This window comes from Nonomuraea monospora (assembly GCF_039531895.1).
GTDB lineage: Bacteria > Actinomycetota > Actinomycetes > Streptosporangiales > Streptosporangiaceae > Nonomuraea > Nonomuraea monospora.
On sequence record NZ_BAAAQX010000004.1, the window covers coordinates 272,223 to 290,808 of the forward strand.

Annotated in this window: 16 protein-coding genes; 9 read left to right on the forward strand and 7 right to left on the reverse strand. The window is 71.8% G+C overall.

The features are described from left to right. Nucleotides 1-96: 96 nt before the first annotated feature. Nucleotides 97-924 carry a serine hydrolase gene (locus ABD331_RS10215; RefSeq protein WP_344472980.1) on the forward strand — a complete coding sequence of 276 codons (828 nt, stop codon included), beginning with the start codon at nucleotides 97-99 and terminating at the stop codon, nucleotides 922-924. 11 nt (nucleotides 925-935) lie between these two features. Here the strand turns inward: ABD331_RS10215 and entS are convergent, their stop codons facing one another. The 4 genes from entS to ABD331_RS10235 form a co-directional block, all read right to left on the reverse strand. Further along, nucleotides 936-2,192 (reverse strand): enterobactin transporter EntS, encoded by a 1,257-nt coding sequence (entS, locus tag ABD331_RS10220; RefSeq protein WP_344472982.1) that lies wholly within the window; start codon nucleotides 2,190-2,192, stop codon nucleotides 936-938. A gap of 76 nt (nucleotides 2,193-2,268) precedes the next feature. Beyond that, nucleotides 2,269-3,240, reverse strand: a complete 972-nt coding sequence (locus ABD331_RS10225) for an ABC transporter substrate-binding protein (protein WP_344472984.1) — start codon at nucleotides 3,238-3,240, stop codon at nucleotides 2,269-2,271. Nucleotides 3,241-3,343: 103 nt separating this feature from the next. Then, a complete protein-coding gene (locus ABD331_RS10230) occupies nucleotides 3,344-3,700 on the reverse strand; it encodes a hypothetical protein (protein WP_344472986.1) in 357 nt (118 codons plus the stop codon). 70 nt (nucleotides 3,701-3,770) lie between these two features. Next, nucleotides 3,771-6,107 (reverse strand): fibronectin type III domain-containing protein, encoded by a 2,337-nt coding sequence (locus tag ABD331_RS10235; protein WP_344472988.1) that lies wholly within the window; start codon nucleotides 6,105-6,107, stop codon nucleotides 3,771-3,773. Nucleotides 6,108-6,322: 215 nt separating this feature from the next. Between ABD331_RS10235 and ABD331_RS10240 the strand changes: the two genes are divergently transcribed. The 7 genes from ABD331_RS10240 (at nucleotide 6,323) to ABD331_RS10270 (ending at nucleotide 14,686) form a co-directional block, all read left to right on the forward strand. Then, nucleotides 6,323-7,267, forward strand: coding sequence for a carbohydrate ABC transporter permease (locus tag ABD331_RS10240; protein WP_344472989.1), 945 nt, complete (start codon nucleotides 6,323-6,325; stop codon nucleotides 7,265-7,267). A 13-nt stretch (nucleotides 7,268-7,280) separates the two neighbouring features. Next, the gene (locus ABD331_RS10245; RefSeq protein WP_344472990.1) at nucleotides 7,281-8,162 is read left to right on the forward strand and encodes a carbohydrate ABC transporter permease; all 882 of its coding nucleotides are present in this window, start codon (nucleotides 7,281-7,283) and stop codon (nucleotides 8,160-8,162) included. A gap of 18 nt (nucleotides 8,163-8,180) precedes the next feature. Then, on the forward strand, nucleotides 8,181-9,557 hold the full coding sequence (locus ABD331_RS10250; protein ID WP_344472992.1) for an ABC transporter substrate-binding protein: 1,377 nt from the start codon (nucleotides 8,181-8,183) through the stop codon (nucleotides 9,555-9,557). 30 nt (nucleotides 9,558-9,587) lie between these two features. Further along, on the forward strand, nucleotides 9,588-11,084 hold the full coding sequence (locus tag ABD331_RS10255) for a glycoside hydrolase family 36 protein (protein WP_344472994.1): 1,497 nt from the start codon (nucleotides 9,588-9,590) through the stop codon (nucleotides 11,082-11,084). Between the two features lie 51 nt (nucleotides 11,085-11,135). Further along, on the forward strand, nucleotides 11,136-12,296 hold the full coding sequence (locus tag ABD331_RS10260; protein WP_344472995.1) for an ROK family transcriptional regulator: 1,161 nt from the start codon (nucleotides 11,136-11,138) through the stop codon (nucleotides 12,294-12,296). A gap of 87 nt (nucleotides 12,297-12,383) precedes the next feature. Then, complete coding sequence (gene clpX / locus ABD331_RS10265; RefSeq protein ID WP_344472997.1) at nucleotides 12,384-13,673, forward strand: ATP-dependent Clp protease ATP-binding subunit ClpX; 1,290 nt, start codon at nucleotides 12,384-12,386, stop codon at nucleotides 13,671-13,673. Next, entirely contained in the window at nucleotides 13,670-14,686 is a 1,017-nt protein-coding gene (locus ABD331_RS10270) for a Ppx/GppA phosphatase family protein (protein ID WP_344472998.1), read from the forward strand. The genes clpX and ABD331_RS10270 overlap by 4 nt, the downstream gene beginning before the upstream one ends. On the opposite strand, the gene ABD331_RS10275 is transcribed toward ABD331_RS10270, so the two are convergent. Beyond that, a complete protein-coding gene (locus ABD331_RS10275) occupies nucleotides 14,683-16,155 on the reverse strand; it encodes an aminotransferase class I/II-fold pyridoxal phosphate-dependent enzyme (protein WP_344473000.1) in 1,473 nt (490 codons plus the stop codon). The two genes, ABD331_RS10270 and ABD331_RS10275, sit on opposite strands and share 4 nt — an antisense overlap. Nucleotides 16,156-16,238: 83 nt before the next feature. Between ABD331_RS10275 and ABD331_RS10280 the strand changes: the two genes are divergently transcribed. Then, entirely contained in the window at nucleotides 16,239-16,955 is a 717-nt protein-coding gene (locus ABD331_RS10280) for a YqjF family protein (RefSeq protein WP_344473003.1), read from the forward strand. 26 nt (nucleotides 16,956-16,981) lie between these two features. On the opposite strand, the gene ABD331_RS10285 is transcribed toward ABD331_RS10280, so the two are convergent. Both ABD331_RS10285 and ABD331_RS10290 read right to left on the reverse strand, forming a co-directional pair. After that, the gene (locus tag ABD331_RS10285; protein WP_344473005.1) at nucleotides 16,982-18,154 is read right to left on the reverse strand and encodes a serine hydrolase domain-containing protein; all 1,173 of its coding nucleotides are present in this window, start codon (nucleotides 18,152-18,154) and stop codon (nucleotides 16,982-16,984) included. Between the two features lie 44 nt (nucleotides 18,155-18,198). Next, nucleotides 18,199-18,576 carry a hypothetical protein gene (locus tag ABD331_RS10290; protein WP_344473007.1) on the reverse strand — a complete coding sequence of 126 codons (378 nt, stop codon included), beginning with the start codon at nucleotides 18,574-18,576 and terminating at the stop codon, nucleotides 18,199-18,201. Nucleotides 18,577-18,586 lie beyond the last annotated feature (10 nt).

Consider the following 18,586-nt stretch of genomic DNA (forward strand, 5'->3'; position numbering starts at 1 on the left):
TGCGACGAAGTAGGACAAACGGCTGCGGCCGAACACATATGAGGTGGTGGTCCCGGTGCGCGGGGTGGCCGGGACCCACCGACCGGGGGCGGATAGATGAACATCGGGGGCAGTACGGGCCTGCTCGCCCTGACGCTGGCGATCACCGGAGCGGGACATGGGGTGATCGAGCCTGGAACGATCCAAGCGCTTCCTGTGGCGGCGTCGTTCAAGAAGCCGCTGACCAGGACGATCGACCGCTACCTCGGCACCGTCCCCGGCGAGGTCGCGATGTCGGTGAAGGATCTGACCACGGGCCGGTCCTACTCCTACAACCGTGGCCTCAGGACGGCCACCGCCAGCATCGTCAAGGTGGACATCGTGATGGCGCTGCTGCTCAAGGCCCAGAGCCGGCGGCGCGGCCTGACCGCCGGTGAGCGGCGGGCCGCCGCGCGCGCCATCAAGGTCAGCGACAACGCCGCCGCCTCGGCGCTGTGGGTCGCGATCGGCGGCGCGCCGGGGCTGGCCGCCGCGAACAGGCGTTTCGGGCTGCGTGAGACGAGGCCCGACCCGGGTGGGGCGTGGGGTTCGACCACGACCAGCGCCGCCGACCAGGTCCGGCTGCTGACTGCGCTCACCTCTCCCCGGAGCCCGCTGTCGGCGAAGAACCGGCGGTACGTGCTGGGGTTGATGGGCGGGGTGGCGCCGGAGCAGGCGTGGGGTGTGAGCGCGGCCGGGCGCGGGAGCGTCGCGCTCAAGAACGGCTGGCTGCCGCGTCCGCGGCATGGCGGGCGGTGGACGGTCAACAGCATCGGGCGGGTACGGGACCGGGGGCACACGTTCCTGATCGCGGTCGTCTCGGACCGGCACGGCTCGATGGGCGAGGGTGTGACGGCGGTCGGCAGGGTGAGCAGGCTCGTCACCGACGCCCTGGCCCGGCGGTGACGTCCCTGGGCTCAGGCGACGCCCGGCTCGGCGCCGACGTCAGCCGGCCGGGCAGAGCGCCGCAGTCGCCGCAACGTGGGCAGCAGGAGCGCCAGGAGCAGCGCGCCCGCCACCCCGAGAGCGCCGTAGACGGGGAACACGACGCCGGCCGGCACGAGCGCGGACAACCCGCCCGCCGCCACGGCGCCCAGGGACACCGCGACGCTGATCTGGGCGCTCCACAGCCCGGCGAGCCGCCCGCGGTACTGGTCGGGCGTGTACTCCTGCACGATCGTGTACCGCATGACGTCGCCCACCACCCGTCCGGCCCCGAAGCACACGAGCCCGGCGACGGCCACGGCGAGGTGCCCGGTGACGCCGACGACGACGAGCCCGGCGCCCGACACCGCCAAGGCCCCCGTGCACAGGGCGCCGAGCCGATCGGCGGTGCCCGTCCAGCCGCTGGTCAGCGAGCCCAGCAGGGCGCCGGCGGCGGGGGCGGCGTACAGCAGGCCGAGGGCGTCGGGCCGCACGCCGAGCACCTCCTGGCCGAAGGCGGGCAGCAGCACGTTCCAGCCTGACAGCAGCCCCGCGGCGAGCCCGGCGAGCAGGGTGGGGCCGACGACGCGGTCGCGGCGCACGTACCCGGCGACGGCGCGCACCGCCTGCGGCAGGGACTCCTTGGCGGCGGTCTGCGGCGGCGGCAGCGGCGGGAGCCGGCCGAGGAGGGTGACGGTGAGGGTGCCGGCGAGGGCGCACAGCGCGTAGTTGCCCCAGAAGCCGGTGGCGGAGACGAGCAGCCCGCCGAGGGCGGGCGCGGCGACCGAGCCGAGGTCCGACATGACGGCCATCAGCGCGCCGGAGGCGGCGAGCTTGTCGCGCGGCACGATGCTGGGCGTGGCGGCCATCAGCGCGGATCCGGACACGCCGTTGGCGACGCCTTCGGCGACCCCGCACAGGTAGATCAGCCAGAGCTGCGGCTCGGGGAGCAGCGCGTTCCCGGCGAGCACCGCGAACGCGACGGCGGCGGTGGCGCGGGCGCCGAGGATGAGCTTCCTGCGGTCGCCGCGGTCGGCGAGCATCCCGCCCAGCAGGGTGCCGCCGAGCGCGGCGGCACCGACCACGGTGCTGACGAGCGCCACGGCGACCGTGGAGCCCGTCAGCGAGAAGACCTGCAGCGGCACGGCGACCATGACGAAGCCGATGCCGAAGATCGCCACGGTGCGTGCGACGAAGATCCGCCGGAAGGCCTGGTTGCGGAGGGGGGCGACGTCCAGGGCGAAGCGCATGGGCGATCTTTTCTGCTATATGATCAAGTTAGGCTCACCTTAGTTACTGGCGAACGAGAGTCGCAATCCGCCCTGGTCACCCGGCCGCCGGCACGAAGATCCGCGCCACGTCCGGCCTGGCCTTCAGGAACCCGAAGCCGTGCATGAGATCGGCGAGCTTCTGCACGCCCGCCCTGTCGGCCTCCATGGTGAACTCGCCGAGCCGCATGGCCGCCGCCACGTCCGCGGAGATCTGCGTGTACGTCGGCACCACCTCGTCGATCGCCTGCCGATCGGCGCCCGCGACCTGCTGCCCCTTGGCCAGCGCCCGGTGCAGGGCGGCGGCCGTCTTCGGGTACTTGGCCAGCCACTGCTCGGTCACGCCCCACCCGTCGATCGGCACCCCCTCCGTGGGCCCGCCGATGGTGTCGACGATCTGCACCGCGCCGTCCTTCCTGGCCGCGCTCAGGAACGGCTCCGCCAGCCAGGCCGCGTCCACCTTCCCCGAGGCCAGCGCGCCGAGCTGGTCGGCGAACGGCACGGCGACGAACTTGACGTCGTCCGGCTTCAGCCCGGCCTGCTGCAGGTGCGCGTTGACCACGGTGTGGCCGAGCGTCTTGAGCACGTTGACCGCGATGGTCCTGCCCTTGAGATCGGCCACCGTCCTGATCGGCGAGCCCTTGGCCACGACCACCGCGCAGAAGCCGGGGAGGCCGCCCATGGTGTGCTGGAACAGCTTGAGCTTGGCCGCGCCCGAGTCGTTGATCGTCATGAGCGAGACGTAACTCGTCAGGAACGCGTCCATGCTGCCGTTGATGATCTTCGGCATGACCGCGGTCGGCGCCTGGATGATCTCGGTCTTGACGGTCAGGCCCTCCTGCTTGAAGAAGCCGCGTTTCTCGGCGATGAACAGCGAGGCCGAGGACGCGACCGGCACCACGCCGATCAGGAGCTGGGTCTTCTCCAGCCCGCCGCCGGAGGGTGCGCCCTCCGGCCCCTGCCCGTCCCCGCACGCGCTGATCGCCAGCGCCACTGCCATGCCCACGGCAACGATCCCGGTCAGTCGCATCGCCACTGCCTTTCCCCAGACTGTGCTGACGGTTGCGCAGGATCTTGACTCTGCCTGTCAGGGTACGGGGAGGCTGTTTCAATCCGTCTTCACTCGGCGAATGTCACGTCTGGCGGCGGTAGACGCCGTAGAGGCCGCCCGCCAGCGAGATGCCGATGATCGCCATAAGGCGGATCGCGTCGGAGACACCGGTGAAGACCAATTCGCCCGGCGGATGGATGAGGAAGCCGGTGGCCAGCGTCCAGGCCAGCAGGCCCGTCGCGGCGGCGGCCCACAGGTCGGCCGCGACCGCGGCGTACAGGCACGCGGCCAGCCCCATCACGGCGAACCGCGTCTCGACCTGGGTGTCGGGCACCACCAGGGCGGTGATCGCGCACGCGGCGACCGTCACGAAGAACCCGATCCCGATCAGCAGTTCGGTGGGGCGCCGGTTGGAGGGCTTGGGCCTGCGGAGGAACATAAGTCCCCATTCAAGGGGGGTATGGGGGTTCGAGCAACCAGGGGGCCGGGCGTCCCCGGCCCCCCGCGGGTCACTGGAACGAGATCGAGTCGATGGTGACGGTGCTGTTGCCGCCGTACCAGAAGCCCATCGCGAGCTGCCCGGGTGACGTGCGGTTGATGCCGTTGGCCGCCATCGGGATCCTGATGTCCTGGTAGGCGGTGGTGACGGCCGGGTGGCCGCCGCCGTCGAGCGTGTAGCCGTTCAGGGTCCTGGTCACGCCGCCGAGCGCGAGGTGGAAGTGGCTCTGCTCGCCTCCGGCCGCGCCCTTGATCCGGATCACGAGGTGCGTGTACGCGGTCAGGCTCGTGTTGACGTCACTGCCGAACCAGCCGCAGTTGTCGTAGCGCAGGGCGAGCGCCCCGCCGGACACGACGCCAGAGCCGCCGCCGTTGAGGAAACAGTTGCCGCCGGTCCACTTGCCCAGGTCGTTGGTCGCCGCCGACGGGTAGGCCGGATTGCCGTCGAAGTCGTCGAGGACCAGCCCGGTGGACGACGCCGGGAGGGTGGTGACGGTGACGGGTGAGGAGGCGGCGGAGGTGTTGCCCGCGGCGTCGTAGGCCCGCACGGTGTAGGTGTAGGCGGTCGCGGCGGTCAGCCCGGTGTCGGTGAAGGACGTCGTCGCGGAGGTGCCCACCTCCGTGGAGCCCCGGTAGACGCGGTAGCCGGTTACGCCGACGTTGTCGGTGGCGGCCGTCCAGGACAGGGAGACCGAGCCGGAGGTGCGCGACGGCGAGGTCAGCCCGGTGGGCGTGGACGGCGCGGTGGTGTCGGTGCCGCCGCCGGAGCCGACGGTGACAGAGCCGAGGGCGAGCCAGCCGTCGGCGCCCTGGGTGGCGTTGGCGAAGCGGAGCTTCTTGGCGTTCGCGGAGACGCTCTCCAGCGGGTTCTTCACCCGCAGCACCCACTGGTAGCCGCCGCTGGGCACGCCGCTGAGGTTCACGCCGGTCTGGAAGTACTGCGGGTAGCCGAAGTCACGGTAGGCGGGATCGGCGCCGACGCCCCAGTCGGGGAACGCGCGGATCTTGAGCGGCATGACCGTGCGCAGGTCCCAGGGGGTGTCGAAGGTCTTGACCACGGTTCCCGAGCCGTTCCGCAGCCCGAGGGTGAGCGTCCACGGGTAGTAGAACGGGGCGACGCCGTTGTTGCTGATCCGCACGCCGACGTTCGTGGCGCCGCTCGCGGTGTTCTGGTAGTAGGCGTTGTCGACGGTGAGGTCGTAGCCCATGAGCCGGACGGCGGCGGCCACGTTGGGGTCGCCTGCCGCGTAGTTCTGGCTCTGCTCGTTGATCTTCCAGGTGGTGTGCTCCAGCTCGATGCACGCCTTCATGTTGTCGACCTGGCCGGAGCCGCCGGGCCAGGACGCGAACGCCGACGACTGGATCTCGGGCCTGACCTCGCCGCCCATCGACGCGGTGATCCACTTGTTCTCCGCGCCCACGGCGAGCGCCCGCTGGAGCTGGGAGTAGTTCGCGCCGCCGAGCGACTGCGGCAGCGTGACGCCGGCCAGCGGCGAGCCTTCGCGGAAGCAGAAGGAGTCGTCGTGGTAGCCGATGTCCAGGCCGGTCGCCGCGCCCGCCGCCGAGTCGGGGTAGCGCGCCTCCAGCTTGGTCCGGTCGAAGGCGGCGTCGTAGGCCTGGAGGAGCTGCGCGGCGTGCGCGTCGGTCGGCATGTAGTTGGGGTAGCTGTCGCCGCTGGTGTCGGTGTCGTACGGCCAGGTGTGCCACTCGCCCCAGAGCCCGATCAGGCCCAGGTGGATGAAGCCGATGCGGGGGTCGCCGTCGTAGCGGGCGCCGAAGGCGGCGATGAAGCCGCTCAGCGCGTCGAGCAGGTACGGGCTGTCGTAGTCGGGGCTGGTGGTGCCCCACCGGGTGTTGGTCCGGTAGGTGACGTGCCCGTCGAAGCAGCGCGGGATGGCGTTGGCGGGGTGGCTGCCGCTGCCGTCCGGGTACTCGAGGTAGAACCGCACGGCGGCCTGGTTGCCGTACGAGGCGATCTCGTTCAGCGCGCTGTCGAGCACCGACCAGTTGATCTTCGAGCAGTCGGCCGGGTCGGTCATCACCTCGGACAGGCCGAAGTAGCTCCAGGTGAGGGAGTGCGGGTAGCCGGTGTTCTGGTCGCCGCCCGGCCAGTAGAAGCGGGCGAAGCCCTTGAGCGGGTTGTCCAGCGGGGCGGGCGCCGCCGTCAGCGGGTGCGCCTGGAGCGACGGGTCGGGCGACGCGGGGGCCTGCGGGCGGGGCGGGACCCCGCCGGGGACCGGCGCGAGCGCCAAGGCCTGGGCGGCCGGGAGCAGGGCGACCGCGACGGCGGCCACGGCCGCTAAGACGACCTGGCGAAGCCGGTGTGACGGCCGTACAGGGGCTGGCATGGGTGAGAAACCTCCGGGATACGTGGCTGCGGACGAGCTGCAACGGCCCGCCACATGGGGGTTGACGTGCGAAGGAAGGGCTCGGAGCGGGTGCGGGACGCTCATCCAGTTATGAGGAGCTGTTGACAAACTTACGATGCCTCACATCATTATTCGGGAGTCACCCCGTGGCAAGAGGGCAATTTCACCAAGCGCCGAGGACGATGATGAGAACGATGCGGACCGAGGAACGGTCGCAGGTCGCCGAGCCGCCGAACCAACCCGGCGCCTCCCGGCGAAGACGGCCACGGCCGCGTGACGATCGCCGGGCGGCCTGGCTCTTCCTGATCCCCGCCATCGCCGGCTTCGTGATCTTCTACGGCTATCCGACGGTGCGCGGCATCTGGTACTCGCTGACCGACTACAACCTGCTCAACGACCCCGCCTTCGTCGGCGGGGAGAACTACGCCCAGCTCGTGCGCGACCCGCAGTTCTGGCGCTCGCTCGGGATCACCGTCTACTACGTCGTGATCAACATCGGCTCGCAGCTACTGCTCGGGCTGCTGCTCGCCGCGCTCATGCACCGCCTCACCCGGTCGATGGCGCTGCGCGCGATGCTGCTGCTGCCGTGGCTGGTGCCGAACGTCACCGTCGCCCTGCTGTGGATCTGGCTGCTCGACGCCGACCTCGGCTTCGTCAACCACCTGCTGAAGGCGCTCGGCCTGGGCACGGTCGGCTTCTTCATCTCCCCCGACTGGGCCATCCCGACCATCGGCCTGGTCAACACCTGGGCCTACACCGGCTACACCGCGCTCCTGCTCTACGCCGGCATGCTGCAGATCCCCACGCACCTGTACGAGAGCGCCGCCCTCGACGGCGCGGGCGAGCTGCGCATGTTCCGCTCGGTCACCCTGCCGATGCTGCGGCCCGTCCTGGCCCTGGTGCTGGTCGTCTCGCTGATCGGATCGTTCCAGATCTTCGACACCGTCGCCGTGGCCGCGGGCGGCGCGGGCGCGAGCAGCGCGATCAGGGTCATCTACTACTTCATCTACCAGCAGGCCTTCCAGTACTTCCACATGGGTTACGCCTCGGCCGCGGCGCTGCTGCTCGCGCTCATCCTCGGCGTGCTCACGTTCGTGCAGCTACGGCTGCTGCGGGCGTCCCGCTCGGACCTGGCCTGAGGAGGGCAACACGATGCGGCGCATCTCCACTCTCGGGCGGATACCGGCCTGGGCCGTCCTGGTCGTGGCACTCGTGCTCACGATCTTCCCCTTCTACTGGATGGTCCGCACGGCCCTCACCCCGGCCGCCGACCTCTACGCCGACAGCGGCGCCCTGTTCCCGAGCAACCCGACCCTGGTGAACTTCCAGCGCATCCTCGGGCTCACCAGCCAGGAGGAGGCGCGGGCGGCGGGCGGCTCAGGCGCGCAGATCGACTTCGCCCGCTACCTGCTCAACTCGATCGTCTACAGCGGCCTGATCGCGGTCCTGCAGACGTTCTTCTGCGCGATGGCCGGCTACGCGTTCGCCCGGCTCCGCTTCCCCGGCCGCGAGCTGGTCTTCGGCATCATGATCGCCGCGCTGATGGTGCCGCCGATCTTCACGCTGCTGCCCAACTTCGTGCTGATCAAGAACCTCGACTGGGTCAACACCTTCGCCGGGATGGTGGCCCCGTCGATCCTGATGACCCCGTTCGCGGTCTTCTTCCTCCGGCAGTTCTTCCTGTCCATCCCCCGGGACGTGGAGGAGGCGGCCCGGCTGGACGGCAACGGCGCGTGGGGCGTGTTCTGGCGCATCGTGCTGCCGATGAGCCGGGGCCCGCTGATCACCATCGGGCTCACCACCACGGTGTGGGCCTGGAAGGACTACCTGTGGCCGCTGCTGGTCGGGCGCGAGGAGGAGACGCGCCTGCTCACCGTGGCACTCGGCGTCTTCCTCCAGCAGTCGCCCAACACCCGCCCCGACTGGACCGGGCTCATGGCCGGCTCCACCCTCTCGGTGCTCCCCGTCCTGGTCCTGCTGATCTTCCTCGGCAGGCGGCTGGTCCAGTCACTCAACTTCTCCGGAATCAAATAACCCCCTGAAAGAGGCATCATGAACACCACCAAGCGGGCAGGTATGGCGCTGCTGTCGCTGGCTCTGGCCGGCACGCTCGCCGCCTGCGGCTCCGGCGGCGGCTCCGGCGGCGGCGAGTCACAGGGCGACGCGGCGGGCGGCAAGGTCACCATCGACTACTGGCTCTGGGACGACAAGCAGCTCCCGGCGTACCAGGCCTGCGCCGACGCCTTCCAGAAGGCCAACCCGAACATCAGCGTCAAGATCACGCAGACGGCGTGGGCGCAGTACTGGCAGAACCTCACCACCCAGCTCGCCGCCGGCCAGGCCCCCGACGTGTGGACCGACCACGGCTCCTACTACCCGCAGTTCGTCAGCAGCGGCCAGATCATGGACATCCAGCCGTTCGTGACCCGCGACAAGGTGGACCTCACGCAGTACCAGGACGGCCTGGCCGACCTGTGGGTCAAGGACGGCAAGCGGTACGGCCTGCCCAAGGACTGGGACACCGTCGCGCTCGTCTACAACACCACGATGCTGCAGGAGCAGAAGGTCAAGCCCGAGGAGATGGCCGACCTCACCTGGAACCCCGCCGACGGCGGCACGCTCCAGCAGGTCATCGCCAAGCTCACGGTGGACGAGAACGGGCACAACGGCCTCGACCCGGCCTTCGACAAGTCCAAGGTCAAGGTGTACGGCTTCCTGCCCGAGTGGGCCGACGGCGCCCAGGGCCAGAACGGCTGGGGCGACCTGGCCGTGGCCAACGGCTGGACCTACCTGGACAAGAACCCGTGGGGCACCCGGTACAAGTACGACGACCCCAAGCTCGCCCAGGTCATCGACTGGTACAAGCAGCTCATGGACAAGGGCTACGCGCCTCAGTTCGACAAGCAGTCCACGCTGGGCAGGGACGCGGTGCTGAACGCGGGCAAGGGCGCGATGTCCTTCGCCGGCTCGTGGACGATCAGCACCTTCCTCGGCCCCGACGCCGAGCAGAAGTTCGCGTTCGCCGCGATGCCCCTCGGCCCGTCCGGCACCCGCAAGACCGCCATCAACGGCCTCTCCGACGCCATCTTCGCGGGCACGGAGCACCAGGAAGAAGCGTGGAAGTGGGTGAAGTACCTCGGCTCCGCCGACTGCCAGAACGTCGTCGGCGACAACGCCGTCGTCTTCCCCGCGATCAAGACGGCCAGTGAGAAGGCCGCGGCGGCGCACGAGGCCAAGGGGCGTGACGTGCAGGCGTACCTCGACCCGACGAAGACCCAGGGCGGCACGTTCCTGCTGCCCATCACCGACCACGGCAACGAGATCAACACGATCGTGCAGGACGCCATCCAGTCGATCATCCTCGGCCAGATCGGCACCGCCGAGGGGCTGCAGAAGGCCAACGACCAGGTCAACGCGCTGTTCACCTGATCGACCCACCCCACAGAGAAAAGGAGCATCATGCCGCTGCTCGTCGAGCTGGCAGGCCGTACCGTAGCCCTTGAGCCGACCGGCTCCGAGCCACTCCAGCAGATCGAGGGCGGGATCGTCCTGCCGCCGGGCCGCGTGGCGGTGCTGCACGGCCTCGGTGACGCGCTGTTCTACCGGCACGGGCAGAACTCGTGGAGCCCGTGCGGGTGGCGGCGGCTGTCCGAGCCGCCGCTGCGCATCGCCGACCCGCGGCGCCGCACCACCGCGGACGACCCCGTCTGGGACGATCCGGCCCGCCACCACTCCTCGGCGGTCGCCGCGCTGCAGGGCGACGACGGGCGGGTCCTGCTGCTCGGCGCGCTCGGCATCGGCACCCCCCGGCTGACGGCCGACCGCGACACGCTCGCCGGCTGGTACGAGGACGACGGGGCGCCCTGGTTCCTCGCCTACGGCGAAGAGGAGGAGGTCTTCGGCGCCTACACCCGCGCGCTGGCCGACCGCCTGGGCGCCGGCGCGCGGCGCGCGGGCAACGTCTGGTGCAGCTGGTACGCCTACTACGAGGGCATCACCGAGCCGGGCCTGGCCAAGGACATCGACGCGCTGAACGGGCTGCCCTTCGACGTGCTGCAGGTGGACGACGGCTGGGAGGAGATGGTCGGCGACTGGGAGCCGAACGCCAAGTTCCCGTCCGGGATGCGCGCGCTGGCCGACCGGATCGCCGGCGCGGGGCTGACGCCGGGGCTGTGGCTGGCCCCGTTCATCGTGCTGCCGGGCTCGCGCACCGCCCGCGAGCACCCGGAGCTGCTGCTGCGCGACGAGCACGGCGAACCCGTGATCGCGGGGCACAACTGGGGCACCGGCTACTGGGCGCTGGACCTGTCCAAGCCGGAGGCGCTCGGCCACGTGGAGCGGCTCATCCGCCGGGTCGTGCACGAGTGGGGCTTCCGCTACCTGAAGCTCGACTTCATCAACGCGGGCGCCGCGCCCGGCGTGCGGCAGGGCGGCCTCGGCCGCGAGCAGGCCTACCGCGAGGCGCTTCAACTGATCAGGCGGACGGCGGGCGAGGACGTGTACCTGCTGGGCAGCGGCGCGATCCTGCTGCCCTCGCTGGGCCTGCTCGACGGGCTGCGCAGCGGCCCCGACGTGGCGCCGATGTGGCAGAACTACGCCAGCGACGACCCGTCCGACGCGATGGCGCGCAACGCCGTGGTCAACACGCTGCACCGGCTCTGGCACGCGCCGCTGGCCGAGGTGGACCCGGACGTCGTGTACTTCCGCAGCCGCCTCAACCTGCTCAGCGACCAGCAGCTCGACTGGCTGCGGGACCTGGCCGTGGTGTGCGGCTTCCGCGCCGTGTCCGACCCGCCCGGGTGGCTGCGGCCGGAGGAGCTGGCGGACCTGACGGCGTACCTGTCGGCCAGGCCCGCCGTGGTGCGCAAGGGCCGGTACGTGTTCGCCATCGACGGCCGGGAGGTGGACTTCGGCCCGGCCGTCGCGCCTGACGGGCAGTGGTATCCGATCTCCTGAGGTCGCACTACTCTTTTGTCAAGAGCGCATCGTTATTCAGGGGGTGCCACGGTGACCGAGCAGGTCACGACCGGGACGGACGTCAACAGGATGCGGGAGCTCAACGCGCTCAGCATCGTCAGGGCGCTGCGGGGCAACCCGCCGTCCACCGTCACGGAGCTGGCCACCCGCACCGGGCTGTCCCGGCCGGGGACGGACGTCATCGTGCAGGGCCTGGTCGCCGACGGCTGGCTCACCGTGGTGGAGCCCGACGGCAGCAGCATCGTCGGGCGCCCCGCCCGCCGCTACCGGTTCAACGCCGGCACCGGCCACGTGGTCGGCGTGGACGTCGGCGCCCACAAGGTGCTGGCGATGCTCGCCGACCTCGACGGCACGGTCGCCGCGACCAGCAGGCTGCCGGTCGATCCCGGCGCCGACCCGGCGGCGCGGCTGGCCGTCGTGGACGCGGCGGTGGACGAGTGCATGGCGGCGGCCGGCCTGAGCCCCGGCGACGTCTGGGCGATCAGCGTCGGGGTGACGGGGCCGGTCGACGCCAGCGGCCGCACCGCCCTGTTCACCCCGCTGCCCGGCTGGGCCAGCGTGAGCCTGGCCGAGCACCTGGCGACCCGCTTCTCCTGCCCCGTCCAGGTGGAGAACGACTGCAAGCTGGCCGCGCTCGCCGAGCGGTGGCAGGGGGTGGCCCGCGACGCCGACGACATCGTCTATCTGCTGGCGGGCATGCGCATCGGCGCCGGCCTGATCATCGACGGCACGCTGCGGCGCGGCTACGGCGGCGCGGCGGGCGAGATCGGCGCGCTGCCCGCCGTCCGCTGGCTGACCGCGCCCTCCCACCTGCAGAGCTGCGCCCCGCCGGGCATCGACACCGACGACGCGGCCGCCTGGGTGTTCAACGCGGCCCGCTCCGGCGACAAGACGGCCAGGACGGCCGTGCGCCGCTTCACCCGCGACCTCGCGGTGGGCACCGCCGCCCTGGTGCTCGCCCTCGACCCGCAGGTGGTCGTGCTCGGCGGCGGCTTCTCCCGCTCCGCCGACCTCATGCTCGACCAGCTCGCCCGCGAGCTGGGGCGCACCTGCCTGCGCGTTCCCGAGATCAGGGCCTCCACGCTGGGGGCCGAGAGCGTCGCGCTGGGCGCGCTGCGGCTGGCGATCGACGAGGTGGACGCGCGCCTGTTCGAGACGGGTCTGCCCGCGCCGGTGGCGCCGCGCGCCTGAACCCCTGGAGCCCCAGGGCCAGGCGTGTACGATTTGAACAGAAACAGCCTGGAAACATCACTCCTGCCCCCTCTGGAGCGACTGCGAATGGCACGCCTCGGTGATCGCGCGGACCAGCTCGGGTGCTCGTTCTGCGGAAAGAGCCAGCGGCAGGTCAAGCGGCTCATCGCCGGCCCCGGCGTGTACATCTGCCAGGAGTGCATCGAGATCTGCAACGAGATCATCGACGCGGAGGCGGCGGAGACCACCGAGGTCAGGCGCCACGACCTGCCCAAGCCGCGCGAGATCTACGCCTTCCTCGACGCGCACGTCGTCGGGCAGGACAACGCCAAGAAGACGCTGTCGGTCACGGTCTACAACCACTACAAGCGCATCTTCGCCGGCGGCGCGGGCCGGCGGGCCGGCGACGTCGAGATCTCCAAGTCCAACATCCTGCTGCTCGGCCCCTCGGGGTCGGGCAAGACGCTGCTGGCGCAGACGCTGGCGAAGCTGCTGGACCTGCCGTTCGCCATCGCCGACGCGACAGCGCTGACAGAGGCCGGCTACGTGGGCGAGGACGTCGAGAACATCCTGCTCAAGCTCATCCAGGCGGCCGGCCACGACGTGCGCAAGGCCGAGACCGGCATCGTCTACATCGACGAGATCGACAAGATCGCCCGCAAGAGCGAGAACCCGTCCATCACCAGGGACGTGTCGGGCGAGGGCGTCCAGCAGGCGCTGCTGCGCATCCTGGAGGGCACCACGGCGTCGGTGCCGCCGCAGGGCGGGCGCAAGCATCCGCAGCAGGAGCTGATCCAGATCGACACCACCAACGTGCTGTTCATCTGCGGCGGCGCCTTCGCGGGCCTCGACCAGCTCATCGAGCAGCGGGTCGGGCACCGCAGGACGGGCTTCGACTCGGTGCTGCGCCCGGCGGGCGAGCAGCACGGCCACACGGACTCGCTGGCCGCGCTCATGCCCGGGGACCTGGTCAGGTACGGGATGATCCCGGAGTTCGTGGGGCGGCTGCCGGTCGTCACCACGGTGCACGACCTCGGCGGCGACGCCCTCGTCCAGATACTCACCGAGCCGCGCAACGCGCTGGTCAAGCAGTACGCGCGGCTGTTCGAGCTCGACGGCGTGCGGCTCGACTTCACCCGCGACGCGCTGGAGGTGATCGCGGAGCTGGCGCTGCTGCGCGGCACCGGGGCGCGCGGCCTGCGGGCCATCATGGAGGAGGTGCTGCTGCCCGTCATGTACGACGTGCCAGGCCGCACCGACGTGACCCACGTGCTGATCACCGAGGACACGGTCCTGCAGAACGTCAACCCGAGCCTGATCCCCCTCGGCCGCGCCGCCATGGCCAGGAAGCGCGGCCCGCGCGAGCAGTCCGCTTGAAGATTGTCACCCACGATGGCGGGTACCGGCTGACCATGCGACTCGGCGTGCTCGACATCGGCTCCACCACCGCCCACCTCCGCATCGCCGACCTCACGGCGGGCCATCCGCCGCGACCGGTGGCCACGCTCAAACGCCGGCTTCGCTTAGCCGAGGCCATCGGCGGGGACGGCGTCATCGGGCGGGCGGCGATCGACCGGCTGACCGAGGCCGTCAGCGAGGCCGCCGACGTCGCGGCGCGCCACCGGGTGCACGAGCTGGTCCCGTACGTTACCGCCGCCATCCGGGACGCCGCCAACCGCGACGCGATCCTCACGGAGATCCAGGCCGCCTCGGGCGTGCGCGTCGGCTACATGGACGCGGAGCAGGAGGCCAGGCTGACCTTCCTGGCCGTGCGCCACTGGTTCGGCTGGTCGGCCGGGCCGATCCTGCTGGCCGACATCGGCGGCGGATCCATGGAGCTGGCCTACGGCGACGGCGAGACCCCCGACCTGGCGCTCTGCCTCCCCCTGGGGGCCGGGCGGCTGACCCGCCACCGGCTGCCGGACCCCGAGCGGGTCAAGAAGCGGCACCGCCGGTCGTTACGCGAGCACGTGGAGTCCGTGCTCGCCAAGCGCGTCGGCGAGATCGCCGCCAGGCACCGCGCGGGCCAGGCCACCGCGGTCGCCACCTCCAGGACGTTCGCCCAGCTCGCCCGCCTGTGCGGGGCGCCCAAGGCCAAGGCGGGCCCGCACGTCGTACGCGAGCTGCGCCGCGCCGACCTGCGCGAGGCCATCGAGCTGCTGGGCGAGAGGACCCCGGCGGAGCGGGCGCAGCTCCCCGGCGTCTCGGCCGCCCGCGCCCGGCAGATCCTCGCCGGAGCCATCGTCGCCGACGCCACCATGGCCGCCCTGGAGCTGGAGGCGATGCGCATCTGCCCGTGGGCGCTGCGCGAGGGCATCCTGCTGGACCGGCTGCACCACCCGGCCGGGCACGCCCGCCACCTGTACGCGATCCGCGACGCCAGCGCCTAAGGCTGGTCCTCAGCCACCACCCGCACGGTCTCCAGCGAGGCATCGGCCGCGTCCGGGACCACCATGCCCCCGGCCAGCCCGTCGTGCAGGTACTCCAGCACCTCCCCGTTCAGCCGCTCCCCCGGCAGCGCGGCCGGGATCCCCGGCGGGTACGGCGTGAGCAGCTCGGCCACGACCCGGCCCGCCGCCCGCTCCCACGGCACGTGCTCGGCCGGGCCGAAGAACGCGTCCCTGGGCGTCATGGCCTGCTCCAGCCGCAGCCCGGCAGGCGACGGGACGCGCAGGCCGGGCGGCGGCGGCAGCTCGCCGGCGTGCCCGGCGAGGTCGCGCAGCGCCTCCAGCAGGCGTCCCGTGGTGTGCTCGTCGTCGGCGTGGGTGAGCTGGACGCCGACCCTGCGGTGGTCGGCCAGGCCCACGTTGATCCGGTGCCGCTCGCGCAGCCGGTCGGCGGCCTGGTAGCCGCCCGTGCCGAGGCCGCTCACGTCCACCATGAGCTGCAGCGGGTCGGCGTCGGAGGCCAGCCCCGGGCCGCAGAGGTCGTCGCGGCCGTACACGTGCAGGCCGCCGATCGCCTCGACGCCCGACCGCACGGACTTGGCCAGTTGCAGGGTGCGGTCGTAGATGGTGTGACCGTGCTGCACCATCTGGCGGCGCCAGCCGTCCAGCGCGGCGTACACCAGCACCGACGGGCTGGTGGTGCTGAACAGGTCGGCCCGCTCCTTGAGCAGCTCGGGCGCGATCAGGTCGCCCTGGAGGTGGAAGACGGAGCTCTGCTCCAGCCCTGAGCCCATCTTGTGGATGCTGGTGACGCAGACGTCCGCGCCCGCGTCCATGGCCCAGGCGGGCAGATCGGGGTGGAAGGGCAGGTGCGCGCCCCACGCCTCGTCCACGATGAGCGGCTTGCCGTGCTCGTGGCAGACCCGCGCGAGCGCGGCCAGGTCGGTGCAGGTTCCGTACGGGGTCGGCGTCACGACGAGGGCGCCCTTGGCGTCGGGGTGCTCGGCGAAGGCCGCGGCGAACGCCTCGGGCGACGGCGGATGGGCCAGGTGCAGGTTCTCGTCCCACTGCGGCTCCACCCACACCGGGCAGATCCCGGACAGCACGAGCCCCGCCACCACCGACTTGTGCGCGTCCCGGCCGATCAGCAGCTTCTCGTCCGGCCCCGCCACCGACAGCATGGACGCCTTCACCGACAGGCTGCTGCCGCAGGTGGAGAAGAACGTCTGCGACGCGCCCACGGCGTCCGCCATGAGCTGCTCCGCCTGCTCCAGGAACTTTCCCGAGCCCGACCTGTCGTCCAGGCCGCCCACCGAGAGCACGTCAGAACGGAACACCGCCTCGCCGAGCACCGCGGCGACCCGCGGATCGACGCCTCTGGCCTGCTTGTGGCCGGGCGGGGTGAAGGGCAGCTGCCCGCTGTCGTGGTAGTCCTGCAAGGCCTGCAAGATCGGCGCCTGAGAATGATCCATGAGCCCGCCCTTGCCCTGTCGCCGAGCACGGAAACGGACAACCCGGCGGATTGCACCTGCCGGGGGGCGGGCAGGAAGCGGGGGTGCGAGCACCGTCCTCTCCCCGCGTCGCCTGGCCCGTGATGTACCAGCAGTGGGAGCGCATGACGTTCATCCACTGGCGTTACCGGCCCGAGCAGGTCCAGGCGCTGCTCCCGCCGCAGCTCCGGGTCGAGCCGTTCGACGGGGCGGCGTGGGTCGGGCTCGCCTGCTTCCTCATGCGGGACGTGCGGGTGCCCGGCGTTCCCGCGCTGCCGTGGATGTCCACCTTTCCCGAGACGAACCTGCGGACGTACGTGCGCGACGCCCGCGGGCGCACCGGGATCTGGTTCTTCTCCCTGGACGCGGCGCGCCTAGCCGCCGCGCTCGGCGGGCGCGGCGGCTTCTGGCTGCCCTACCACTGGTCCGGCATGTCGGTGGACGTCCGCGACGGCCACACCCGGTACCGATGCCACCGCCGCCTGCCCGGCCCCGTCGGCGCGCGGTGCGACGCCGACGTGGAGGCCGGGGTGCCGCTGCTGGAGCGGGAGCGCGACGAGCTGGCGCACTTCCTGACCGCCCGGTTCCGGCTGTTCAGCGTAGTGGCGGGGCGGCTGGCGACCGCCCTGGTGGAGCATCCGCCGTGGCCGCTGCACCACGCCCACCTCGACGGGCTGGACCAGAGCCTGGTGCAGGCGGCGGGGCTGCCCGCGCCGCGGGGGCAGCCGGTCCTGCACGCGTCGCCGGGGGTGCGGGCTCGGGTGAGCAGGTGGCGGTGGTGACGGCCTGCGGACTGTGGGGACCGGCCTCAGGCCCGCGCTTTCATCGCCCGCACGACCGCGTCGTACAGGCGTGCCGCCCGCAGGTCGGGGACGCCTTCCCTGAGGCGGTTCATCACGTAGCCGAACGCGAGCCCGCTGTCCGGGTCGGCGAACCCGATCGAGCCGCCGAAACCGCCGAACCCGAAGGCCGTGGGCGAGTACCAGAACGCCTCCGGGGTGGGCAGGCCGAAGCCGGTGCCGATCCGTACGGGCACGCGCAGGATGCGGTCGATCCCCGACACCTGCTCCGCGGTCGCCGCGGCCAGGGCGGCGGGCGTGAGGATGCGGTGCCCGATGAGGGCGGCGTAGAAGGCGGCCAGGGAGCGCGCCGTGCAGATGCCGTTGGTGGCGGGCATCTCGGCGGACTGCTCCACGGGATCGTTGTGATCCAGCGGCGGCTTGACGAGCGTCATCGCGCGCATGGTCAGCGACGCCGGGTCGGTGTAGGCGGCCAGCACGTCCCGCATGGGCTCGGGGACGGCGTCCAGGGCGGAGGCGTCGAAAGTGGCCTGGTCGGCGACGATGCGGCTGACCCGGTGGTGCTCCCGTTCGGGCAGCCCGATCCACAGGTCCAGGCCGAGCGGCGCGGCGATCTCCTCGGCGAGGAACGTGCCGATCGACCGGCCGCAGACCCGGCGGACCACCTCGCCGACGAGCCACCCGTAGGTCAACGCGTGGTAGCCGTGCTCCGTGCCCGGCTCCCAGAACGGCCGCTGCGCCTCCAGCGCCCGCACCACGGGCTCACCGGCGACGGCGTCGGCCGGGGTGATCGGGTCGTCGAGGGCGGGCAGGCCGGCCTGGTGGGTGAGCAGCCACCGTACGGGGATGCGCTCCTTGCCGCCCGCCGCGAACTCGGGCCAGTAGCGGGCCACGGGCGCGTCCAGATCCAGCTCGCCGCGCTGGGCCAGCAGCAGCGCGCACGCCGCCGTCACCGCCTTGGTGGTGGAGTAGACGACTTGCAGGGTGTCGCGCTCCCAGGGGCGGCCGGTCTCGGGGTCGGCGATGCCGCCCCACAGGTCGACGACCTTCCTGCCGTGCAGGTAGACGCCCACCGCCGCGCCGATCTCCTCGCCGGAGGCCAGGTTGGCCGCGAACGCCTCGCGTACCTCCTCGAACCCCTCGGCCGTCTCGCCCTCCACCGCCGGGCCGTTTCCGTGCATGCGTCATCGCCTCTTGTCCATGATGTGTCCCGCGAGGGAAGGAATCAGCGGCGGAACTTCTCGACGAGCCAGGCGCACAGCTCGGGCTCGCTCATCTCGGGGAACTCCGCCTGGAACGTCGCCAGCGCGCGCAGCGCCTCCTCCCGGTCCAGGCCGCGCGCCATCGCCGCCTTGAGGTACTCCTGCCGCGCGGCGGTGGGGCGTCCGCCGCCGGCGCCGCGGCCCGGCAGGCTCTCCCGCCACCGCACGATCTCCTCCACCCGGTCGGCCCGCCAGCCCGGGGCCCCGTCCACCTCGACGTCCGGCTCGGGGAACGGATGCTCGCTGCCGCTCGGGTGGCGCGTGCGCCACTTGTGCACCGCGTGCCGGGTCACCCCGAGGGCCTCGGCCATGCCGAGGACGCCGAGATAGCGCTCGGTCATGAGTGCACCT